Below are 20,581 nucleotides of genomic sequence, written 5' to 3'. Positions count from 1 at the left end.
TACGTGTTGCGGTTCTTCTTGGGAATGGCGCTGGGGTTCTCTCTGGCGGTCCCGCCTGGCCCGATGAATGCGTTAATAGCCGCTGAGTCGCTTAGATCGCCCAGGCACGGGACGCTGGTGGGGGCCGGCGCCATGACTGCAGATGCAATTCTTATGATAATATCATTATTATTATATCAATTGATAAAGCCATTCATAGATTATATATACCTGGCCGGGGGAGCCATAATGATGTATCTGGCTTACGGCGTCGTGCACAGCGCCCCGGCTCAAGTCAGCGGCAAGCCGTCGGTCAGCTACGTCAAGGGAGTTATGATGGGCATCACTAACCCTTTTCAGGTGGGGTGGTGGGTGACCGCCGGCCTCAGCTTCATAAGCGTGTTCGGCATAGAGAGCGTGGCGGGGTTATTTACGGCCATAATTATCTGGATAACGGTGTTCCCAGTGCTGGTGAATCTAGGCAAAAAATACGGGGGCTCGACTGCCTTCACCATAATAAAGATTATCTCCGCAGCTGCCATAATTGGATTCGGGATTTACTTCTTGGTAATTGGCATGGATAGCGTGATTAAACAAGCCTTATGGCGTTGAGGTCTCTCCCCCTAGCGTCCTTCATTGCATGCCCTCCATTCCCAGTAATTGCTTTATGAACGAGGATTTATCGAATTTCTGCAAGTCATCGTACCCCTGCCCAGTTCCCATGAACAGTATGGGTCTCTTCAATTCCATTAATAGCGTGAGCACGGATCCGCCCTTGGGGTAGGCATCCACCTTGGTCATTATTAGGGCGTTTATTGGCACGTACTTCACGTACGTCCTAGCTATCTCGAGCGCTTCGTTGCCCATCATCGCGTCCGCCACGAACACGCTCAGATCAGGGGTCGCTACTTTATGTATCTTCCTTATTTCCTCCATTAGGTTCTTATCCGTGTGCATCCGCCCGGCGGTGTCTATCATCACCACGTCAATCCTCTTGCTCTGGGCGTGTTGTACTGCATCGTAAACAACGGCTGCTGGATCTGCGCCGTACTGGTGCTTAATCACCTTAACCCCCAGCTTCTCCGAGTGGCCCTCGAGTTGTTCTATGGCTCCCGCCCTAAACGTGTCGGCAGCAGCCCATACCACGCTGAACCTCCTATCCATCAAGTACTTGGTCACCTTAGCTATGGTCGTGGTCTTGCCATATCCATTGGGTCCTAGGTACATCATGATGTAGGGTCTCTTTCCCTTGGTCTGCATGTCTTGTATTAAATCCATGTCTGGGATATCCCGGAGGAGGTCGAGCATTGCCTCGTATATAGCTGAATTAACTACGGCGGTCTTATCCCCAAAACGGGGTGCCCGCACCTTGATTAACCCGCTCCTTATAGCGTTAATCACTTGCTCTGCCGATTCAAACGCAACATCGTACTCCAGCAGCTCATTCATCAAATCATTCAATACCTCCTCAATCTCCTTCTCTCCAAGCTCCTTCTCGCTTATCGAGCTAACTATAGCATCCGCCGTCTTCTTGAATGCGCTGCGTATCTTATCGAACATGGTCATGACTTGGCTTGAGGCTGTCTTCCTTGTGCCTGCAGCTGCTGGTATATGGCGGTAAGCACGTTCCTAACCTCATTGCTTCGCCTTATGGTTTCCGCCAATTGCTCCTCCAGCTTGGCCTTGATGGCTTGCGTCTCCTTCAACCTATCGTCTAGTATGGCCATGGCTCTCTGCGCGTCCATTTCCGCCACATAGCCGGCTCCTATGGACATCAATATCGGAGCGTTGCTCTGGGGAACAGCCCTCACGAATGCGCCGGCTCCTATCGATGCTAAGGCATCGTTGATGGATTCCTTGCTCATCATCTCCAACACGGACTTGGCGTTGCCGTAATCCCTAAGCGTTGCATCTATGACGGCTATGTTCTGGCTCAGCGTGTTCATTATGGCGTTTAACTCCTCATACTCCCTGCTCAGCTCCTCTAATTGCTCCCTAGTTATTACCAGCCTTTGCTCCGACATGCCCGCGTCACCTAAGCTCCTCGTTGCCTAGAACCACTAGTTTATCCAGTGAAAGCAATTGAATTAATTCCTTGCTGGACAAGGAGGCCGGGTCCTCTTCCCTCACGTCCTCTATCCTTATCAAGCGCCTCTTGACCCTGTGGAGCCCCCCTATTTGCGTGTACGTCTTCTCTACGGCGTCCTTCTCGCTTATGGCTGTGACCTCCTTCTCGAACTTTTTCCACCCATCCGTATCCCTGAACTTTCCCTTAACCTTGTAAACCTTAACCGACATCGATGAACCCAGGAAAACCCATTAAATAAGCTTTTCCAGCCGATCCATCTAGGAGCAAACAATGAAATTGCAATGCATTCATTCGGGTTAATGCTTTTAAAAAGCATTGTTTGTGTCGGAAAATGGAGAAGCTATTCGGCACTAATGGAATAAGGATTGAATTCCTAGAGGGCAAGTATGATTTGACCCGTCTCACCAGGATCGGGGAGGCCATTGCATCATTCTTCGCCGGGGGCGAGGTATTGATGGGAAGGGATGTGAGGAGCACGAGCCAGGCATTGTCCAGGATCATTGGAGGCGTGTTGTCGATGCACGGCGTGGAGGTGCACGATATGGGCTTGGTGCCGACGCCCATCCTTCAATACTTGGTCAAGGCCGAGGGATACGCCGGTGGAGTTATGATTACTGCAAGCCATAACCCGCCGCAGTATAATGGGATAAAGGTGATGGGCAGCAACGGCGTCGAGGTGTCCCGAGACGAGGAGCGGAGGATAGAGTCCCTTTATGGGGAGGCCAGGCCGGCCAAGTCGTTCGACCATGTTAAGCCAATCATTAGCGTCGAGCTTGATTACCTCCTCAAGCGATACGAGGAGCACCTCTACGATCTCCTCCCCATGAATGCAATAAAGGGCAGATTCACCGTGGCTGCGGACTTCGCCAACAGCGTGGCGAGCCTAGTTCTTCCAAAGATACTGGATGGACTGGGGATCAGGTTGAAATCCATAAACGGCCACTTAAGCGGTTTATTTCCGGGACGAACCCCGGAGCCAAGGCAAGACACCCTAGCGGAGACCGCGCGGGCCGTGAAGGAATTGGGCGTGGACTTCGCCGTGGCATTTGATGGTGACGGGGATAGATCCATGTTCATGACGGGCGAGGGAGAGGTGGTTCCAGGGGATAGGAGCGGCGTGATACTCGCCAACGCGTTGCTGGAGGAGAGCGGGGGAGGGTACGTCGTCACCCCCGTGTCATCTTCGTCGGTCGTCAAGGCTGAGGTGGAGCGCCGCGGTGGGAAGCTGGTCTGGACGAGGGTGGGCTCAGTCGACGTCAGCCATACCTTGATGGAAATAGGCGGGCTATGCGGCTTCGAGGATAACGGCGGCTTCATTTGGCCGAGGCATCACCCGGTCCGCGACGGCATATCCACCACCATTCTTATGATGCATGTCTTGAGCAAGGGCGGGAAGAGCTTATCACAGTACTACTCAGAGCTGCCGCGAATGTATATTCACAGGGACAGGTTGGAGATGCCCAGGGACAAGGCCTTAGCGGCGGTGGACGCGATAAGGAGGGAGGTGGGCGATGCCGTCACCATGGATGGGGTCAGGGTGGATTACGGGGATTCCTGGTTCTTGGTCAGGCCCAGCGGCACGGAGGATGTTTTGAGAATCACCATAGAGGCCTCAAGCAAGGAGCGATTGGAGGAGCTCCGCAAGTGGCTTTACCAAAGAATCGGGGTCCAGTGACCTTAGTGCAGGGAATTCATATGACAAGTTGGCCGTCCCGTTCAAATCCATATCGATGATATCCCGAATGGAATGGCCCTCCCAAGCGGAGCTACGGCTTGTTGCCATAATGCCCGCCGAGGATGCCGACTCCATCGGTTCACCTAAGGCCATTATTTACGGTTGCTCGGCGCGCTCCGCGACTTCGTCAAGAGCATTCTCCCCGCTCCCTCCAGTGGATGGGTTCTTCCAATTCCGAAGGTAAAACTGTTATTGGCTTTTAAGCATAGACACGTTGTAATTATGGGGAGTGGGATGTGGTGGGCAGGAGAATGTTTTTTTATCGCTGTTATGTAGCTAAGGCATGCCTCCCCGAGGGTTAATGCTTGGGACGGCCATGGAAGCATGTCCTTAGGGTGGATGGTGATCATTAGTTTTCAAAATCAAGCTGTGGCCGTTATCGCTTGCTGCTTCTCAAGATCGAACGATATCTCGTACATGTCGCCCATGTATCTGAATTTGCCGTTGAATTTCCTGCCCATCCTTATCAGCCTCAGATTATCGACGGCCGTGTACGCCACTGCCCTTCTAAATCCCCTTCTGGCCAAGTAATCCAGCGTGTGCCTCAATAAGGCCGAACCTATCCCCCTTCCTTGATGGTCATCCCTCACCGTGACCGCTATTTCCGCCGTCTCCCCATCATCTAAGGGGTATGATTCCGTTACGCCGATCAACTCTCCGCCGTCCACCGCGCCCAGCATAATTGGGTTCCTCTTGAGCAGTCTATCCACGTAGGAATCGATGTCCTTCACTGGGCACATGAATCTACTCTCTATCGACTCCCGCGATAGTCCCTCGTACAGCTTCCTTATATCGCCTATCCTCTCTGGGCCCAGCTCTACTATCTGCATTGTGCCTTTTACGTGAAGTGTCTTTTTAAATTCTTCTCTTGTATTAGTTAAAGAGAGGAATAACATGACGGCGTTGAGGCTATGCCGAGGAATTGCGCTAGGCATCCACTAAGGGTTTTAAACGAGGCTTGCATCGAGCTTAGCGTGAAGAGGGTTATCTTCCATAACCTGCTGACGCCGGAGGAAGCGCTGAACAAGCTGCTCGGCTACGTGCGGGTCCTTGATGCTGAGACCGTGGATATAGAGGAGACTTACATGAGGGTGCTCGCCGCCGACGTTTACTCCAACATGGATGTTCCTCCCTTCGATAGGGCTACCATGGATGGGTATGCCGTGAGGGCGGAGGATACCTTCAATGTTGATGAGCTGCACCCGGCGAGGCTTAAGCTGGTCGGCGGGATAAACGCGGGCGATGTTCCCAACATGGAGGTAACCAGGGGGACAACAGCGGAGATAGCCACGGGCGCTCCCATGCCTAAGGGAGCCAACGCCGTGATTCCGGTGGAGTACACTAAGGCGGAGGGGAGAGAGGTGGTGATCTACAGATCCGCGACTCCCACCGAGAACGTGATGTCGGCCGGATCCGATATAATGATGGGCGAGCTCGTCCTGAGGGCTTGCACCCAGGTGAGGGAGAGGGAGGCCGGGGTCTTGGCGTCGATAGGGATGAGGAGGGTGCCCGTGATAAGGAGGCCCCGGGTGGCAATAGTGTCCACAGGCGATGAGTTGGTCGATGTGGGGGGCTCATTGGGTCCAGGCAAGATATACGACGTAAATGCCCATAGCATATCCCACGCCGTTAGGGAATCGGGCGGGGTCCCCGTGCTGCTTGGAATTGCTGGGGACGACGAGGGCCAGATACGGGAAATGATAATGAAGGGGCTTGATGCCGATCTAGTTCTGGTGTCCGGCGGTACATCGGCGGGCGTGGCCGACATAACGTACAGGGTGCTCGATTCCATGGGCCCACCCGGCATCGTGATACATGGACTTAAGGTGAAGCCAGGCAAGCCTACCGTGGCCGCTGTCACCTCCGGCGGCAAGTTGGTGATAGGTCTCCCCGGCTATCCCAACAGCTCCTTAATGATATTCAATTTATTGGTGAAGCCGCTCTTATCAGCCATGCAGTGCTACCCGCTGGACACGGTAAAGATCAAGGCCAGGCTTGCCAATAAGGCCGAGGGCGCCCGCGGCCGGCGTGCATTAACCCCCGTGAGCCTAGTCGACGTGGGCAACCAAGTGCTGGCCTACCCGCTCCCAGCGGAGTCGGGCGCTATATCAACGCTCGCGTTCGCTGATGGATTCATGGAGGTTCCGGAAAACGTGGAATTCATGGATAAGGGAGACGAGGTGACGGTCACATTATTCACCCATGAATACAAGCCGGCCAACCTATACTTCGTGGGCAGCCATGACTTGGGAATAGACATAATGGCGCGCCTCCTTCCCAAGTGGGTCACGGTCAAGGTAATAAACGTCGGCTCGCTGAATGGGTTGATGGCTGCATCGAATGAGGAGACCGACGTGGCTGGCCTGCACTTAATAGATGAGGAAAGCGGAGAGTATAATCTGCCCTTCGTGGAGAAATACGGCAAGGGCAAGGTCGTGCTGATAAGAGGGTACTCCAGGGAACAGGGAATAATAATCCCCAAGGGCAATCCGAAGGGGATAAGGGGGATCAGGGATCTATTGAGAAGCGATGTATCTATCGTTAACAGAAATAAGGGAGCAGGTACAAGATTCCTGCTGGACTCCTTGTTGAAGAGAATAGCGGCTGAGGATGGCGTGTCATTTAACGATTTAATGGGAAGAATCAACGGTTACTATTACGAAGTGCGCACCCACACGGCTGTGGCGGCCGCCGTGAGCCAGGGCAAGGCAGATGCTGGGGTGGGGATAAGGGCCGCCGCCCACATGTATGGCCTGGACTTCATACCTCTCTCCCTAGAGAAATACGATTTCGCGGTGCCGCGCTCCAGATTGGCAAAGGATAGCGTGAAGGCATTCATAGAGATGCTTAAATCGCCGAGCTTCCAGAATGAATTATCTAGGCTGCCCGGCTACAAGGTATCGGAGGACATAGGAAATCAAGTCCCACTTCCATCCTGAGAAATCGCTTCCATCCCACAATCGATTGCTCCCCACGTCTGTTGACTTATTAGATCTATTTCCAGTCTCTTCCCGGCCCTAGGCTGCTCCGTTAAGCGCCCGCTTTATCAGCCTTCATCTACGCGTGCCCCCTCATCATCCTTTTCAACTGGGAATGAATGGCCCCCCGCTATCTCCATGGCTATTTTCACCTCCTTCACGGCTTCGGGGGCCAGCGCTATTACGATGCCGCCGCCGCCGGCGCCGCTTAGCTTTGCGCCGAGGGCCCCCGCCCTCCGCGCGGCGTAGATCAATGAATTTATCCTTCCGGTGGACACCCCCAGCGATTCCAGCAAGCCTTGGTTTATGTTCATCAATTCGGCAACAGTTGCCAAATCGTTGGACTCCAGGGCATTGCGCGCCAGCAGAACCGCCTCCCCTATCGCATCCATTATTGAGCCTATCAAGGCTGGATATCTTGCCCTCAATTCCTTTACGTTATTAACCAAGTCCTTCGTCGTGGACTCCCTATCCACGTATCCCACCACCAATGGAAGCGGCCCCATGCTTAGCCTGCTCCTGTCCTGTAGAGTTATTATGTGGATGCCGCCTAGAGCGGATACCGTGGAATCCATGGGGCTCGCGGCGCCTTGCACGGTCTTCTCCACTTCATGTGCCAGGGAGGCCACCTCATCATTGGTTAAGTGATAGCCAAACGCCGATGCATACGCCTTTATCGACGCGACCGCCACAGCCGCCGATGTGCCCAACCCGGCCCCCACAGGCATGTCGGACGATATGTCCAGCTCGACCCCCCTGGGCTCCCTGAGGTACTTCTTGGCAACCTCTATTGCGGTCCTCACGTACGAGATGGCATTCATGGCCATCCCGTACTCCGTCTCTATTGCTATTTCTCCATTACCAGCCACGTTTATTATCAATCCCATTGCCTTGAGGTCCCGCGCAATTATCTTTACGTGGCCATCAGACCTAGGCAATGCCGCCACGCGGAGCCTTTTATTTATGGCCATGGCTATTGCCGGCTTCCCATAAACGACTGCGTGCTCCCCGAACAGCTTCACCACGCCGGGGGCAGATACAACTACTTGCCGCATTCGCTCCTCGCCTGCCTGGCAATCCTCACCAACTCCGCTAAATCATTCTCCGGTCCCTGCAATTCCTTAATCAGCGCGTCCACCAACCTATCCAGGTAATCATCCGAATTAGCCGCCGACCCCAAGGCGTCCCTGAACTCCGCGGGGAGCAGCGGGTATACCTTCTTGAGCTCGCCACCGTATCTATCGAGTATTACATCAATTATCCTACGTATTATATCCCTAACCCTGTGCTCCGCTATGTAGTAGTTGCCCAGCAATCGCTCCGCCTCGTCTAAATCGATGGATGCCTTGCACTTACTCTCCCGCAGCGCATTGACCACTGCTATTACGTCCTCCACCGTGGACTTACCGACCGCCCTGGAAAAACTGGGCGACGATGCCTTCATCAATAATCTATCCATCGCATCCACGACGCTATCCACAATGCATTGCCTTGTGCCCGAGAAATAAAAATCTTCCCAAAACATTGATTGTAATAATTGAAGGTGACTTTAGTGATGGATGCTCCTCATAATCATAAAAGCCAAGTCTCGTCCTTGGGGCCAGGAGAAGAGGGTTAATGCTATGTAGTGCCTTGTTATGTGGTTAACATCTAAGGGTCACGGCCTATTGATTTCGTCTGTTGGATGCGAATGTTTTAAATTGATAGCTATTTTTTACATGTGTATAACTGAGATTTGCTTCATTAATTTACCTAATTTATTGCCCAAATAGGAAAAATGCCAGCAATGCTTAAAAATCAATAATATATATTTCTAGAATGCCTGGATCTGAAGAGAATCCGGGTGATAGAAAAATAAGCGAGGCTGAGGCTGAGAAATCAGACAAAATGCTGCGCCGTGCCCTGGGCAGATGGGATATAGCGTTCCTGGTCATAGGCGCCATGATAGGAAGCGGTTGGCTCTTCGGCTCCGAGGGCGCCGCGACGGCCGCGGGACCTGGGGCAATACTTTCGTGGATAATAGCTGGCTTCCTAATGATATTCGTCGCCCTCACGTTCGCCGAGATAGGCGGCATGCTTCCAAAATCCGGAGGAATAGTTAGGTATCCCCAGTACGCGTACGGCGGCTTCGCCTCCTTCATACTGGCTTGGTCGTATCTGCTGAGCGCGGTGACCGTGGCTCCCAGCGAGGCCATAGCTGCGGTCACCTATATGTCGACCTACATTCCGCAACTCTACACCTCCAGCGGCATAACCCTGGCCGGAATAGGGGTTGCCGCCTTATTGACTATATTCTTCTTCCTCTTGAATTGGTACGGCGTTCAAGTTATGGGAAAGACCAACACCGGAGTTGGTTGGTGGAAATTAATTATACCGACGCTGACATTCATATTATTGATCGGCCTTGCCATGCACGCCACTAACTTCACTGCGATGCCCGGAGGCTTCATACCATATGGTGCTGCAGCGATCTTCCTGGCAATACCTACCACGGGCATAGCGTACTCGTATTTGGGGTTCAGGCAAGGCGTTGATTTCAGCGGGGAGGCCAGGAAACCAACCGATGTGGTTTGGGGCACAATACTAGGATTCATAATAGTAATGGCAATTTACGTGCTGCTCCAAGTATCCTTCATAGGGGCAGTGGATTGGAGCAAGCTTCACATACTTAATTCCCAAGGCCAAGTGGTGGGGCCCATATCTCCCGGGGATTGGGCTGATTTGGGAAAGACCGAGCTGGCCAGCGGGCCCTTCTATGAGATAATGACCCTCAGCGGCGTGGCCGTGCTGGCCGGGTTCGGGATAATATTGCTGATAGACGCAATAGTATCCCCGTCCGGCACGGGATGGATATATATAGGCACTACCTCGAGAACCATATATGGAATGGCAGCCGACGGCCACTTGCCCAGTGCATTCCTTAAGCTAAACAGGTACAAGGTACCGTTGCTCCCCATGATAGCATCCCTAGTCATAGGCTTGATCTTCCTATTGCCGTTCCCGACCTGGTTCGCCATATCCAGCTTCATAACCTCAACCACGGTCTTCACGTATGTGGTGAGCGGGCCTGCCTTAATGAGCTTCAGGAAGACCATACCGGACGCGCCGCGTCCCCTACGGCTCCCCGCAGCCTCCCTAATAGCGGCGATAGCATCCATAGCGGCTTACTTGATAGTGTATTGGAGCACCTTCTACACTCTCTGGTTCGTATTTGCCTTGGTGATGGGTGGCCTGCCTCTCTTCTATATGTATACCATGGTTAATAGATACAACGTGAATAGGACCAGCGCCGCCGCTGCCGGCATAATTTACTGGGCAATATTGATAATCTCCACGTACTTCCTAATCTACAAGCCAATCATAGCGCCCACGGGCTGGCCCTCCCCCACTCCATCAACTATACCATTGACCGCGGGCGCGGCCCTGGATTTCACGATTTACATATTGATAACCTTGGCAATGACTATAGGATTCACGCTGTGGCTCTCCTCCACCACCGCCAATAAGGATGCAGCGAAGCATGTCAGGGCTGGATGGTGGGTCGTGGCGGTAATATTCACCTCAGTGATACTGTCATTCCTTGGATCCGCCAATTACGGGTTAGTGTTCACCACGGCCGTGATACCATTCCCATGGGATGTGGTGGTGGCCGCGTTGATTGCATTGGCTCTCTACTTCTATGGAACGTACAGCGGCATATTGACCGATGACTTAATGGTAGCATTGAAGGAGATGGGAATAAGCGCCGCGCCTCAATAGAGGAGTTAAGCCCGCATATAAATTAAAATCTATTTTCCTTGGAAACACACTCCAACTCTGATCATACGATTGGGGATTTTCATAGGGGAGCTCAACGTGTGGGACAATACCATCAGTGAAAATCAATCATCATACCTCAGCTCATCCCATCATCATCAACGAAGCAAATTCCCGCGCCTTGCCCGTGGTTACAAGGCTCCCCGCATACATTACGTTCCCCAGGGAGGCGGCCACTACTTAAGCCTTATTGCGTGCTCCCGAGGGTTGGGCTTTTAAAATTTAAAAAATAGATGACGAGAAAAATCCGTTGCCCGTCCTTTAGCCTAAGGAGTGGACTTCGAATGAAGGCTGGGCTAGGGAGGGGTCAGATTATGGATTCTAGGTATGGAATGGATAAGAGTATGGCGGATATCATGGCCACGGTCCAAAGCCCGTACTCCCGCTCGTGGATTACCTTGAACCCATCGAGGGGAGGGATCGGGATCATGTTCATTAGTCCAAACCATGCGTTCACGGCGTACGGGATGTAAGTTATGGGGGAATGCCAGACGTATTCATATAGTGAAAAGAACGTGAGCGCGAACGCTATATTGCTTAGGGGGCCAGCGGCCGATATAAGAGCGGAAGCACGTCGGCTTGGCTGGTCGCTCCTGGTCCTATACCCTATCTGAACGGCGCCGGCCATTCCCATCGGTATCCTGACCACAGCGGTTAGGGCCAGCATGACTAGCCCCAACGTCCACATCCTATAGCAAGCTATATAGCCCAGGCTTCGCGCCACGTACCTATGCATCAACTCATGACCCATGAAGCCAGAAGCAACTGCTATGAAAACGGAGATTGCCGAGACGTAAATCGGGTATAATTCGTAGAACACCACCATAAATGCTCCATATGTGACGGCGAGCGATATTGCCATTTGCCGCACCTCGCCGGGACACGTGCTATTTATCCTCCTCACTGCGCTCGCCTAGACCGGCTCAGTAAAAAGATTCCCCGCAGGCTTTATTTTGCGGAGACGGGGAAGCCCGCCATGGAGAGATACGCGAGGCAGGTACCATTGCTGGGCCTTGACGGGCAAGCCAGGCTTGGCAGAAGCTCGATCGCGGTGATAGGGCTTGGGGGTCTTGGGTCCATTGCATCCATGTACTTGGCAGGCGCTGGAGTTGGGCGGTTAGTGCTAGTTGATTTCGACTCGGTCTCCGTCTCGGACCTACATAGGCAATTACTATATACATCAAGCGACTTGGGGAAGCCCAAGGCAGATGCAGCGGCCAAGAGGCTCAGGGAGATTAATCCGGAGATCAAGATCGAAGCGGTGAATAGAGCGATAATGGATCAAGACGACGCAGAGGAGGTAGTTAGGGAGGCCGACATATTGGTTCTGGCAGTCGATAATTGGAGAACTAGGCAGCTCATAAACGCCTCGGCGGTTCACCATGGAAAGCCGATAAGCCATGGCGCAATCAATGGGTGGGTGGGGATGGCCACCACAGTGATTCCAGGAATCACTCCATGCATTAGGGAGCTAAGCGGGCTGGGGGTAAGCGATGAAGGCATTGCGTGCCTGACGGGCGACTGCAGCTCGGTGATAGGGCCGGTTGCCGGGGTGGTAGCGTCAATTCAATCAAGCGAGGCCATAAGGATAGCGGCTGGTCTCAGGCCGGCGCTGCTGAATAAGTTATTGGTGGTGGATCTAAATAACGGCATTGTGGATTACGTGGAGCTGCAGCGAGACCCCAAGTGCCCCGTCTGCGGCGTTGAGAGGGCTTGAGATCCCCTCTATGAATTCAGCTGCGATCCACTTCTCTATACAATGATCTTGAAGATTATGAATGCCAGGGACAGCGATAACAGGAGGGAGGCGAAGTACCCCATTAGCACCAAGTATACGTAATTGACGTTTATGAAGCGGAACCTGTGGGCGAATGCTAAGCCCAGGAGGGAACCAGTGACGCTGAGAGTGAGCGTCATCGGTATTGAGAACACGGTTGCCACCTCCATTGCAATGAATACGGACAATTGCGCCGCCGTTCCAGTCATGGGTCCAAACCCATACATCCTACCATAGGCTCCCAAGGTCCTCCTGCCTCCCACTATGGCGCCTAGCACCGATACTGCCGATATAAGCAGTAAATTGCCCAGGCTCGGCCCGGATAGAGCCCACACTAGGCCTAGGTTATTTGCTCCGAACGAGTATGCAACCATGAATGATAGAATTATCACCAGCAACTTAAACCAAGCTATATATCTTATTGGATTAGCCGCGCTGTAGTATCGTATGACTAGGTACACCAAATAGGAGAAGACTGCCAGTATTACTGGAGTGATGAACCAATAACCTACCACTGTGTAGAAGTTGCCGAGCAGCCCCCCATTGACCAGCCGTATTCCGTTTATTGACATGTAAAGGGAATTCGTTATGGACATGGGTATTCGAGACCCCTCCCCGATCGTGAACACCACCAAGCTGACGGCGAAGAGCACTGCTGGCCCGGGCTGAGGGACGTGGTATACATTCATGCTTCTCCCCTGGATTACCAGGCCTAATATGTAGCCGGCCGCCGCCATAAGTATGGCGGCCTGAGGCTTGGCGAGGCGGCTCCCCACGACGGGCCCCACTATCAGGGATAGGTTATTGGCGGAGACCAGGAAGGTGGAGATGGCTACTAATGAATATGTAATTACGTAGTAATATATCAGCATCATGATCCCATGCTCCTGAGGATGGTTATTACCATGAAGGAGACGTCCTTTATGGCATCCATTATATCGTCCGCCTCGAAAATCATGTTGAGCAAGCTGAGGAACTCTGCATAACCCATTTCCTTGACGTTGCCGTATAGCTCATCTATCGCGTTATCCTTAACGTCATCTACCATCTCCTCCAGTTTCTCTATGGCAAGCGTGTGGTCTCGCAGGCCCGATCTGGGCTCGCCCTTAATTATGGAGTCAAGCATGCCCATTAAATCCTCCAATCCACGCTTGGTCAACAGTATCTCCTCCCTCAGGTTCTTCTGAACCATTGATGAAACCGCCGGCGTGTTGCATAGCGTCAATGCACGCTTCATCTCCCTGGCCAAGACATACGTCTTATCCAGTATATCATCTATCTTACCCACCAGTATCTCCACGTCCCCTATCAATGGAGTTGATATGGCCCCCGACGATATTTCCTGCGTCAACTCCCTGCTTATGGCGTCTCCCTGGTTCTCCAGTATTGATACCTCCGATATAATGGACGATATGTCGCTGCCGGACGGATTTGAGGACAGAGACTCCAATAGCATGATGGCTTTATGGGCGAGTTCCACGTGCCGCCTCAAGCCATTAAATAGCTCCGCCTCGCCTTTCACGAATGGATTAAGCAGCCTAGCCAATGTATTGCGCATAAAGCTGTTCATATCTAATACCATTTATAAGACTATCCCCCATAATTACGCGGCCTCAGCATAAATGTCTCTCACCTTGGGGTCCTCTGCACCTAGGGGCGGGAATTGCCTTGGATTTCAGTGAAGCCGATGCTTATAGGAAGAGGTAACTAGTCCAATAAGTCAATGCACGCCTCCCCGGTCCAGGTCAGAGCGGTGGGGGCTTTAGTGCTACGCAATAATGTGCAGAATGGGTATAACTCGATCACTTATACATTCAATGCCATGCCTTTACCTATCGGTTTTCCTCATCATCGTCCTCAATTGTCTGTACAGGCATGATTTTGCTTGTTTTGCATTCATGCGTCAGCAACTCGGTCTTTATAATTAAGGAAATTGCCCCTAAGATATTATTTAGTTGATTGCCTTGTAGATATACAGGATTGAAAAATCCCCTACTGACCTCCTCCCCGCCCTTGAGGGGTGGGGGGTTTCCCGGGCTCTTGGGGGTTACGCCCCTTTAGGGCTACTTGGCCCCCTCCCCTACTGGTATTGCTGGGGTAGTCGGCCCCAGCCCCCCATCCTCAAAGAATTAACCAGTAGGGGACAAAAACCTAACAAACACTAACTTAAAAGCTTCACCCCGTCCTAAAGAGCTAGGCTTGTCCTCTTTTTTATCATATCATAATAAGTCTCCCAAGGATAATCTTTAATTTCCTCAACTCCTCCTTAATATCCCCCGCTAACTCTAATCGGCTCAGTAGCGGACGCACTACAAACGTAGCAAACAGTAGTTAAAAACCTGGCCGTCCCTAGAAGATGGCGAAGACTTATAATCCGTATTATGATGAGTTTTTGGCGGACCCGGTGGGATTTGAACCCACGACCTACGGCTTAGAAGGCCGCCGCTCTGATTCCATGCTGAGCTACGGGTCCTTGATTTTGCTTTATGCATGCATTTTTAATTTTTGTCTGGCTCATGCCCTACCTTGAGCATAATGCGTTGTCATCTATAGTTAGTAAGAACTGCGTCTAAAGCTTGAGTAGTTATCTCTTCGGGGGAGGGGGGAGGGGGGTAACTCGCCGGAGACCGACAAGGTTAAAACCGACGGTTGATTATTGATTCATGGGTTTTTGGAGGCACGTGGCCAGAAATAAGCCCTTCTTGATTGGGATTTTCCTAGGCATAGTGACAGTATTGCTTGCAATATATGTGGAGTTTCACCCATATGATGTGACTGTGTTGGGGAGCGGAACCATATCCCCCTTTGGGATTAATTCATCGATCTCGTTCACGGTCCCTCCAAGCAGCATAGTCGTGGTGCAGCTGGGGAATGAATCCGGCAATGTCACTGTGTCCTACTATAGAATAGTGCCTGACACTAGCTACGTGATTCCAGGCTCGGTAATAATTAACTCGACCGCCCAATATCACTTCTTCACCATGGTGACCAACATGACCCTCAGCAATGCATCTGTTCCGTTGAATTACAAGGTGTACGAACTAAATAGATCATATATTTTCTGGGCATTGTTATGGGCTTCATTGATCCTATTCATTGCCACTATAGTGCTAGTTATACTAGGTTTCTCTCAAATAACAAGCGACATATATAGAGAAAAACTTAAAAATAAGAAACAATAGTTCATGACATGCGCAGGGAAATCGGAATTCTCGCGCTGGCCATCGCATTGGCGATGGCTCTAGCGTTGGTAGTAAACGCGCAGCAAATGCCGCAGACTGTGAACATATATGAGGTATCATCTAGCCAAGTGGCTCAGTACTTCTCCTCTGGTAAGATAGATCTGTTCCTGAATCCATGGGCGCTCCCGCCCAGCACCTTGTCCCAACTATCGACTAATCCCAACATAACTTTCGTGTCTCCCGCTCCAATATCCATATATGACTACTTGTTCAACCCATACCCCAGCAACACCACGTTCAATCCATTTGCATACACGTATGTTAGGTTCCTCATGAATTACCTCGTGGATAGGAGCGGCGTGATATCCCAGGTCTTCGGCGGCAATGCTCAACCCATGATAGCTTGGCCATCTGTGTTCGCCCCCAATAACTATCAATTGATCCTTCCATCTATACTCAAGTACAACATTCACTACGATCCATCCTTCGTCAACGCATCAATATACTCCTACTTCGTGCAATTGAATAAGACGGATCCAGTCTGGCACGGCAGGATACTTTACATGAACCATATGTGGTACTACCTGCCTCCAGGCTCCACCACGCCTCAGCCAGTCACGATAAAGTTCTTCATAAGGAACGACGATGAGTTCAGGTATAAGATGGGCCAGATGTTCATGGCTGCGCTTCAAAGCCTAGGCTTCACCGTTAGTCCGGAGTACGGCAGCTTAAGAGATGCCCTATCCATAGTGTACGGCACCAATCCGGCCAACATGTCTTGGAGCATCTACACCGAGGCTTGGTCGGTGACGCCCGAGCCCTGGGACACCGGGGCCGGCGATGCTTGGTTCGCTACTTGGTACGGCAACGTTCCTGGATGGGGTACTCCCGGCTGGTATAACTACGCTAACTCTACCATAAACAACTTGACCTATATGGTTGCGACGGGCAACTTCTCCTCGCTTGCCCAGTTCGAGAAGTACTCCGAGATATCTGACTTGATGGGCTTCCAGCAAGCCATTAGGGTATGGGTGGTCTATAGGGCCGTCTCGTATCCCGTCCTCAACACGGTTAAGGATTACCTGCCCAGCTTAATGGGTCTTGAGAGCTTCAACCCGGTTGGCGTCAAGTTTGCCTACAACTCGGCCCATCCCAGCGTCCTCAACGTGGGCATGCTGCACGTGGCCCAATTCCCCTGGGACCCGATAGGCTGGTACTACTCGATTGATTCATATAGCGCGGATGTCTTCGGCGGCTTCCTATTCGATCCATTCATGTTCTACAGCCCCACCAGTGGGGAGCCAACGCCGTTCAGGGGAGCGTGGAGGACCGTGATGAATGTAAACAGTGCATCCGCCACATATCCAGTTCCCCCCAACGCTGTGATTTGGAACGCCACGCTGGAGAAGTGGGTCCCCGTGGGTCCTGGGCACACTGCCAAGGACATAGTTTACCTATACTTCAATGGTACGTGGCTTGGCACCAACTGGCAGGACGGCCAGCCCATAACTATGGCGGACGTCATATTCAACTACTATCTATGGTTTGACTTATCCCAGCTAGGCAAGGACTTGGGCCCATCCGCCAGCGCGTTATCTGACTTGCAGGGAATAATCTCTCCCACCACTTCTGAGATAGTTGGCCTGCAGTTCTTCAATAATGGAACTGTGGTGGTATACGGCAATTACTGGTTCCCAGACCCCAATATTGTGGCTGCCTACTATGCGCCGGGTCTCTACTCAATGGTAGTTCCATGGGAGGTGTATGCCGCCATGTTGCAGGACTTCGTTGAGGGCAAGGGAGCTTTCACCAGCAGTGAGGCATCGTCGCTTAATACGCATCAAATAGATATTAGCCAGGCAGGGGATTCAGCCGTGCTGGCCGGCATACTGAGGAACTGGACCGCGTCGGGCTACGTGTGGGATAACGGGAGCGTGTTCAACATAAACGGTGTCTCGTTCTTGACCACCAGCCAAGCGGTTCAAGACTACCAGGACGCGCTTAACTTCTACAACACCTACGGCAATATGTTCATAAGCAATGGTCCCTATATACTGAAGCAGTTGATAACGGTGACTCCGCAGTCGGCCACGTTGGTGGCATGGAGTGGCTATCCATTCAATTACTCCTACTGGTTCAATAGGATATATGCGTCCAAGGGCATAACCCAGTTCCCGCCGCAGGGCAATTTCGCTCCATCAGTGGTCAGCTTCTCCCCAACCAGCATAGTGTCCAACGAGACAGCCTCCTTCACCATAAAGGTACAGGGAGTCGGCAATCCAGTGGCCACCGTGTACATAATCAACCCATCAACTAACGAGATATTATATAATGCTACAGTGACCGGTGCGAACGGCGTGGTAAACGTGACGGTGCCCGCCTCTGTGACTGCCATGCTGCAGCCTGGAACATATGAGGCGCTGGCAGTTGTCCATACTACAACCGTTCCAATACCGGCTCAGTACGAGGCTACTGTGCTGGTATCGCCGCCTCCGCCTCCACCCACTACTACTACTCCACCCACTACTACATCTACTCCCCCCGTCACTACATCTACTCCGCCTCCGCCTGCCACTAGCTCAAGCTCCTTGCTGATAGCGGTGGTAGTGATAATAGTGATAGTGGTCGTTGCGGTCGGCGTTTGGCTAGCGCTGGGCAGGAGGAAGCAGTGAATGCATTAAAAATTGAGAGATAAAAACCTTTTTCTTGTTTCCATTTTATACATTTTTCTATGTATTTTATCGTCTATTATATTCGGGCAAAATTAATAAATAGGCCATTATGATTAATTTATATGGGATTATTAAGGTCCCTGGGCTTCAGGGCGATAAATCTAGTGTTGATATTGATAGTGGTACTGTTCATAATATCCTATGCATTATCGGGGCCTGCATCCTCGGTTCTAGAGAATCAAGTGAAGGTTGAGGCCAGGGCAGTGGCCCAGGCGGTGCTTAAGCACAATCCAAATGCAGCGTCCCAGGCGCAGCAGGTGTACAATACCATAGTGGCCCAGCTGGAGAAGGCCTATGGACTAAACCAGCCTCCCATAATTCGTACCTTCTACATAATGTGGGACATGTTGAGCTTTAATTGGGGCTACTCCTTCTTCCCCCAGAATTACGGCGTGAGCAACGGCAAGGTGGTAAACATCATAGCATCGGCGTTGCCTGGAACCATAATACTGGACACGCTTGGCATACTGCTCAGCGCAGTTATAGGCATATACGTTGGTACTCGCTCTGCGCTTCGATACGGCTCTTTGAGCGATAGGGGAGTCATGTATTACGCGGCCGTCTCTAATGGATTGCCCCAGTGGTGGATCGGCATTGTCTTCATAATAGTCTTCGCCGTGATGCTGAGGGAGGTTCATTCTCCGATATACTTCCCCTTCGGCGGTATATTGGATCCAAAGTACTTCGGCACTTGGCTGGTTAATCCAGCGGCTGTGTTCGCCAATGCCTCCGCAGTGTTAAATCTGCTTTGGCACTTGACTCTGCCCTTATTGACAGTGCTCATAGTGAATATAGGTGGCTGGGCCTATTTCGCCAGGACGGTAGTGCTGAACGTGGCTCAAGAGGACTTCGTGACAGTGGCCCGCGCAAAGGGCCTATCCGAGAACCAAGTGGTCAGCAAGTACATAATAAGGCCAGCGGCCCCGGCAATATTGACGTCGATCTTGATAACCATACCATTCGTCTTGTTCGGCGGATTCCTGGTTACCGAGGTGGTGTTTCAATGGTGGGGCCTCGGCTATGTTTACAACATTGCAATAACGGCGGCCGGCACGCCTGATACTCCAGTGGTCGTCGCGTTAACATATGCCTCAACATTGTTGTATATAGTGATAGTGTTCATACTGGAGATACTTTATATAATGTTGGATCCGAGGGTGAGGGAGCAATGACTCAGAAGGAGGAGAAGAGGGGCTCTGGTTTCAGGATTCTCGGCATGTCGCCGAGCGAGATAAGCAGGGAGTTCTTCAGCAGCAACACTGGGAAAGTGGCCTCGGCCCTATTCATAGTGCTGGTGGTAGTCTCAATATACTCCTACTTTGCGCTGCCCCCCAATTTTGGGGCTATTTGGAACAATCCATCGTATTGGAAGTTTAACCCGGACAATGCGCCGCCTGCGTGGATTAATTACTTCACGTCACAAAAGCTGGCGCCCCAGACCACAGTGAATCCGCTTGAGTCGGTCACAACCTATCACGGGGTCACCTATATATCATCGACTTTCAGCATAGAGAATCCCTACTCCGTTCCATGGCAGGATATCTACTTGGTATTAAATGGGATTCCCAAGAATTCGTCGGCTGCAGTTCAATTAACTATTTACAGGCCTGATGGATCATCCATATCAATAGGTCCACTGCAATTCTCCGGCTCATACATAGACCTCGCATCCAGTCCCCAGGTTGAGAACCAGATACTGAGTTTCTTCTCCAGCAAGGGAGAGACCATAACTCTTGCCCCTACTCAATCGCCAATTCCATTGCTGTTTCAGACAGTAAATAATGGAAAGATACATCCCCTCGACGGCAATTACACCGTGAAAATATTGGTAACGGTGTTCGGCTCCGTGGCCGGCTCATCCAAGGACCCCAACTTCATCACGGTAATCATGAGGGGCAACGTGTATGGATTGATGGGCACCGACTTCGAGGGCCACGACTTATGGGAGGGATTGCTGGCCGGCTTCCCAATAGACTTGGAGATAGGGATAGTGTCCGCCGTGATAACGATGGTGATAGCCATTGTGGTTGGAATAATGTCCGGTTACTTCAGGGGCTGGATAGATGAGGTGCTGACCAGGATCACGGATATAGTGATAACGATGCCGGCGTTCCCATTGCTAATAGTGTTCTCGGTTCTCTTCGCATGGAGTCTATGGGATGCAATTCTGTTCCTCTCCATACTATCGTGGGGCGGCGCGGCCAGGATAATAAGATCCATGATAATGCAGATACGTGAGGCCCAGTACATAGAGGGCGCAAAGATAGTAGGGCGCGGGGGTCCTGGATATTAA

Annotated in this window: 18 protein-coding genes and 1 tRNA gene; 9 read left to right on the top strand and 10 right to left on the bottom strand. The window is 51.7% G+C overall.

The genetic code is table 11. The features are described 5' to 3' along the window. The first annotated feature begins 3 nt into the window (after window positions 1–3). Window positions 4–591, top strand: a complete 588-nt coding sequence (locus ACZ5ZS_RS05070) for a LysE family translocator (protein WP_229657707.1) — start codon at window positions 4–6, stop codon at window positions 589–591. A 21-nt stretch (window positions 592–612) separates the two neighbouring features. Here ACZ5ZS_RS05070 and ftsY read toward each other — a convergent pair whose 3' ends face one another. Genes ftsY through rpl18a form a run of 3 tightly spaced genes read right to left on the bottom strand, consistent with a single transcriptional unit; the run spans window position 613 to window position 2,277 of the window. Beyond that, entirely contained in the window at window positions 613–1,539 is a 927-nt protein-coding gene (ftsY, locus tag ACZ5ZS_RS05065) for a signal recognition particle-docking protein FtsY (RefSeq protein ID WP_188596564.1), read from the bottom strand. Between the two features lie 2 nt (window positions 1,540–1,541). Further along, on the bottom strand, window positions 1,542–2,003 hold the full coding sequence (gene pfdA, locus ACZ5ZS_RS05060) for a prefoldin subunit alpha (protein ID WP_075060114.1): 462 nt from the start codon (window positions 2,001–2,003) through the stop codon (window positions 1,542–1,544). A 7-nt stretch (window positions 2,004–2,010) separates the two neighbouring features. Then, entirely contained in the window at window positions 2,011–2,277 is a 267-nt protein-coding gene (gene rpl18a, locus ACZ5ZS_RS05055; protein WP_188596563.1) for a 50S ribosomal protein L18Ae, read from the bottom strand. A gap of 122 nt (window positions 2,278–2,399) precedes the next feature. Here rpl18a and glmM point away from each other — a divergent pair, with 122 nt between their 5' ends. Continuing rightward, window positions 2,400–3,743 (top strand): phosphoglucosamine mutase, encoded by a 1,344-nt coding sequence (glmM, locus tag ACZ5ZS_RS05050; RefSeq protein WP_188596562.1) that lies wholly within the window; start codon window positions 2,400–2,402, stop codon window positions 3,741–3,743. A gap of 422 nt (window positions 3,744–4,165) precedes the next feature. On the opposite strand, the gene ACZ5ZS_RS05045 is transcribed toward glmM, so the two are convergent. Then, complete coding sequence (locus tag ACZ5ZS_RS05045) at window positions 4,166–4,633, bottom strand: GNAT family N-acetyltransferase (RefSeq protein WP_188596561.1); 468 nt, start codon at window positions 4,631–4,633, stop codon at window positions 4,166–4,168. Between the two features lie 144 nt (window positions 4,634–4,777). Here ACZ5ZS_RS05045 and ACZ5ZS_RS05040 point away from each other — a divergent pair, with 144 nt between their 5' ends. Continuing rightward, window positions 4,778–6,742 carry a molybdopterin biosynthesis protein gene (locus ACZ5ZS_RS05040; RefSeq protein ID WP_229657706.1) on the top strand — a complete coding sequence of 655 codons (1,965 nt, stop codon included), beginning with the start codon at window positions 4,778–4,780 and terminating at the stop codon, window positions 6,740–6,742. Window positions 6,743–6,849: 107 nt separating this feature from the next. Here the strand turns inward: ACZ5ZS_RS05040 and mvk are convergent, their stop codons facing one another. Together mvk and ACZ5ZS_RS05030 are read right to left on the bottom strand one after the other, a co-directional pair. Further along, on the bottom strand, window positions 6,850–7,836 hold the full coding sequence (mvk, locus tag ACZ5ZS_RS05035) for a mevalonate kinase (RefSeq protein ID WP_188596560.1): 987 nt from the start codon (window positions 7,834–7,836) through the stop codon (window positions 6,850–6,852). Beyond that, a complete protein-coding gene (locus tag ACZ5ZS_RS05030) occupies window positions 7,824–8,261 on the bottom strand; it encodes a hypothetical protein (RefSeq protein ID WP_188596559.1) in 438 nt (145 codons plus the stop codon). The genes mvk and ACZ5ZS_RS05030 overlap by 13 nt, the downstream gene beginning before the upstream one ends. Before the next feature lie 338 nt (window positions 8,262–8,599). Between ACZ5ZS_RS05030 and ACZ5ZS_RS05025 the strand changes: the two genes are divergently transcribed. Beyond that, window positions 8,600–10,540, top strand: coding sequence for an APC family permease (locus ACZ5ZS_RS05025; RefSeq protein ID WP_188596558.1), 1,941 nt, complete (start codon window positions 8,600–8,602; stop codon window positions 10,538–10,540). A gap of 364 nt (window positions 10,541–10,904) precedes the next feature. On the opposite strand, the gene ACZ5ZS_RS05020 is transcribed toward ACZ5ZS_RS05025, so the two are convergent. Beyond that, window positions 10,905–11,501: a zinc metalloprotease gene (locus ACZ5ZS_RS05020; protein WP_188596557.1), complete on the bottom strand. Its 597-nt coding sequence runs from the start codon at window positions 11,499–11,501 to the stop codon at window positions 10,905–10,907. Between the two features lie 72 nt (window positions 11,502–11,573). Here ACZ5ZS_RS05020 and ACZ5ZS_RS05015 point away from each other — a divergent pair, with 72 nt between their 5' ends. Beyond that, on the top strand, window positions 11,574–12,314 hold the full coding sequence (locus ACZ5ZS_RS05015) for a HesA/MoeB/ThiF family protein (protein ID WP_188596556.1): 741 nt from the start codon (window positions 11,574–11,576) through the stop codon (window positions 12,312–12,314). Window positions 12,315–12,349: 35 nt separating this feature from the next. Here the strand turns inward: ACZ5ZS_RS05015 and ACZ5ZS_RS05010 are convergent, their stop codons facing one another. The 3 genes from ACZ5ZS_RS05010 to ACZ5ZS_RS05000 all read right to left on the bottom strand — a co-directional run bounded on the left by ACZ5ZS_RS05010 (window position 12,350) and on the right by ACZ5ZS_RS05000 (window position 14,847). Beyond that, window positions 12,350–13,249 (bottom strand): inorganic phosphate transporter, encoded by a 900-nt coding sequence (locus ACZ5ZS_RS05010; RefSeq protein ID WP_188596555.1) that lies wholly within the window; start codon window positions 13,247–13,249, stop codon window positions 12,350–12,352. Further along, window positions 13,246–13,932 carry a DUF47 family protein gene (locus tag ACZ5ZS_RS05005; RefSeq protein ID WP_188596554.1) on the bottom strand — a complete coding sequence of 229 codons (687 nt, stop codon included), beginning with the start codon at window positions 13,930–13,932 and terminating at the stop codon, window positions 13,246–13,248. The genes ACZ5ZS_RS05010 and ACZ5ZS_RS05005 overlap by 4 nt, the downstream gene beginning before the upstream one ends. An 835-nt stretch (window positions 13,933–14,767) precedes the next feature. Next, a tRNA-Arg gene (locus tag ACZ5ZS_RS05000) sits at window positions 14,768–14,847 on the bottom strand. Window positions 14,848–15,037: 190 nt separating this feature from the next. Between ACZ5ZS_RS05000 and ACZ5ZS_RS04995 the strand changes: the two genes are divergently transcribed. The 4 genes from ACZ5ZS_RS04995 to ACZ5ZS_RS04980 all read left to right on the top strand — a co-directional run bounded on the left by ACZ5ZS_RS04995 (window position 15,038) and on the right by ACZ5ZS_RS04980 (window position 20,581). After that, window positions 15,038–15,556 carry a hypothetical protein gene (locus ACZ5ZS_RS04995; protein WP_188596553.1) on the top strand — a complete coding sequence of 173 codons (519 nt, stop codon included), beginning with the start codon at window positions 15,038–15,040 and terminating at the stop codon, window positions 15,554–15,556. A gap of 8 nt (window positions 15,557–15,564) precedes the next feature. Continuing rightward, window positions 15,565–18,228 carry an ABC transporter substrate-binding protein gene (locus ACZ5ZS_RS04990; RefSeq protein ID WP_188596552.1) on the top strand — a complete coding sequence of 888 codons (2,664 nt, stop codon included), beginning with the start codon at window positions 15,565–15,567 and terminating at the stop codon, window positions 18,226–18,228. Window positions 18,229–18,350: 122 nt separating this feature from the next. Further along, window positions 18,351–19,460, top strand: coding sequence for an ABC transporter permease (locus ACZ5ZS_RS04985; protein ID WP_188596551.1), 1,110 nt, complete (start codon window positions 18,351–18,353; stop codon window positions 19,458–19,460). Then, entirely contained in the window at window positions 19,457–20,581 is a 1,125-nt protein-coding gene (locus ACZ5ZS_RS04980; protein WP_464858043.1) for an ABC transporter permease, read from the top strand. Before ACZ5ZS_RS04985 ends, ACZ5ZS_RS04980 begins: the two co-directional genes overlap by 4 nt.

The sequence above is a fragment of the Thermocladium modestius genome, assembly GCF_055398215.1.
This window is presented reverse-complemented; position numbering and strand designations above follow the sequence as displayed.

What these genes read in the sequence shown, in the direction of transcription:
- ftsY (WP_188596564.1), bottom strand. Translation starts at nt 1,539, where the DNA reads ATGTTCGATAAGATACGCAGCGCATTCAAGAAGACGGCGGATGCTATA.
- pfdA (WP_075060114.1), bottom strand. Translation starts at nt 2,003, where the DNA reads ATGTCGGAGCAAAGGCTGGTAATAACTAGGGAGCAATTAGAGGAGCTG.
- rpl18a (WP_188596563.1), bottom strand. Translation starts at nt 2,277, where the DNA reads ATGTCGGTTAAGGTTTACAAGGTTAAGGGAAAGTTCAGGGATACGGAT.
- glmM (WP_188596562.1), top strand. Translation starts at nt 2,400, where the DNA reads ATGGAGAAGCTATTCGGCACTAATGGAATAAGGATTGAATTCCTAGAG.
- ACZ5ZS_RS05045 (WP_188596561.1), bottom strand. Translation starts at nt 4,633, where the DNA reads ATGCAGATAGTAGAGCTGGGCCCAGAGAGGATAGGCGATATAAGGAAG.
- mvk (WP_188596560.1), bottom strand. Translation starts at nt 7,836, where the DNA reads ATGCGGCAAGTAGTTGTATCTGCCCCCGGCGTGGTGAAGCTGTTCGGG.
- ACZ5ZS_RS05025 (WP_188596558.1), top strand. Translation starts at nt 8,600, where the DNA reads ATGCCTGGATCTGAAGAGAATCCGGGTGATAGAAAAATAAGCGAGGCT.
- ACZ5ZS_RS05015 (WP_188596556.1), top strand. Translation starts at nt 11,574, where the DNA reads ATGGAGAGATACGCGAGGCAGGTACCATTGCTGGGCCTTGACGGGCAA.
- ACZ5ZS_RS05010 (WP_188596555.1), bottom strand. Translation starts at nt 13,249, where the DNA reads ATGATGCTGATATATTACTACGTAATTACATATTCATTAGTAGCCATC.
- ACZ5ZS_RS05005 (WP_188596554.1), bottom strand. Translation starts at nt 13,932, where the DNA reads ATGCGCAATACATTGGCTAGGCTGCTTAATCCATTCGTGAAAGGCGAG.
- ACZ5ZS_RS04995 (WP_188596553.1), top strand. Translation starts at nt 15,038, where the DNA reads ATGGGTTTTTGGAGGCACGTGGCCAGAAATAAGCCCTTCTTGATTGGG.
- ACZ5ZS_RS04990 (WP_188596552.1), top strand. Translation starts at nt 15,565, where the DNA reads ATGCGCAGGGAAATCGGAATTCTCGCGCTGGCCATCGCATTGGCGATG.
- ACZ5ZS_RS04985 (WP_188596551.1), top strand. Translation starts at nt 18,351, where the DNA reads ATGGGATTATTAAGGTCCCTGGGCTTCAGGGCGATAAATCTAGTGTTG.
- ACZ5ZS_RS04980 (WP_464858043.1), top strand. Translation starts at nt 19,457, where the DNA reads ATGACTCAGAAGGAGGAGAAGAGGGGCTCTGGTTTCAGGATTCTCGGC.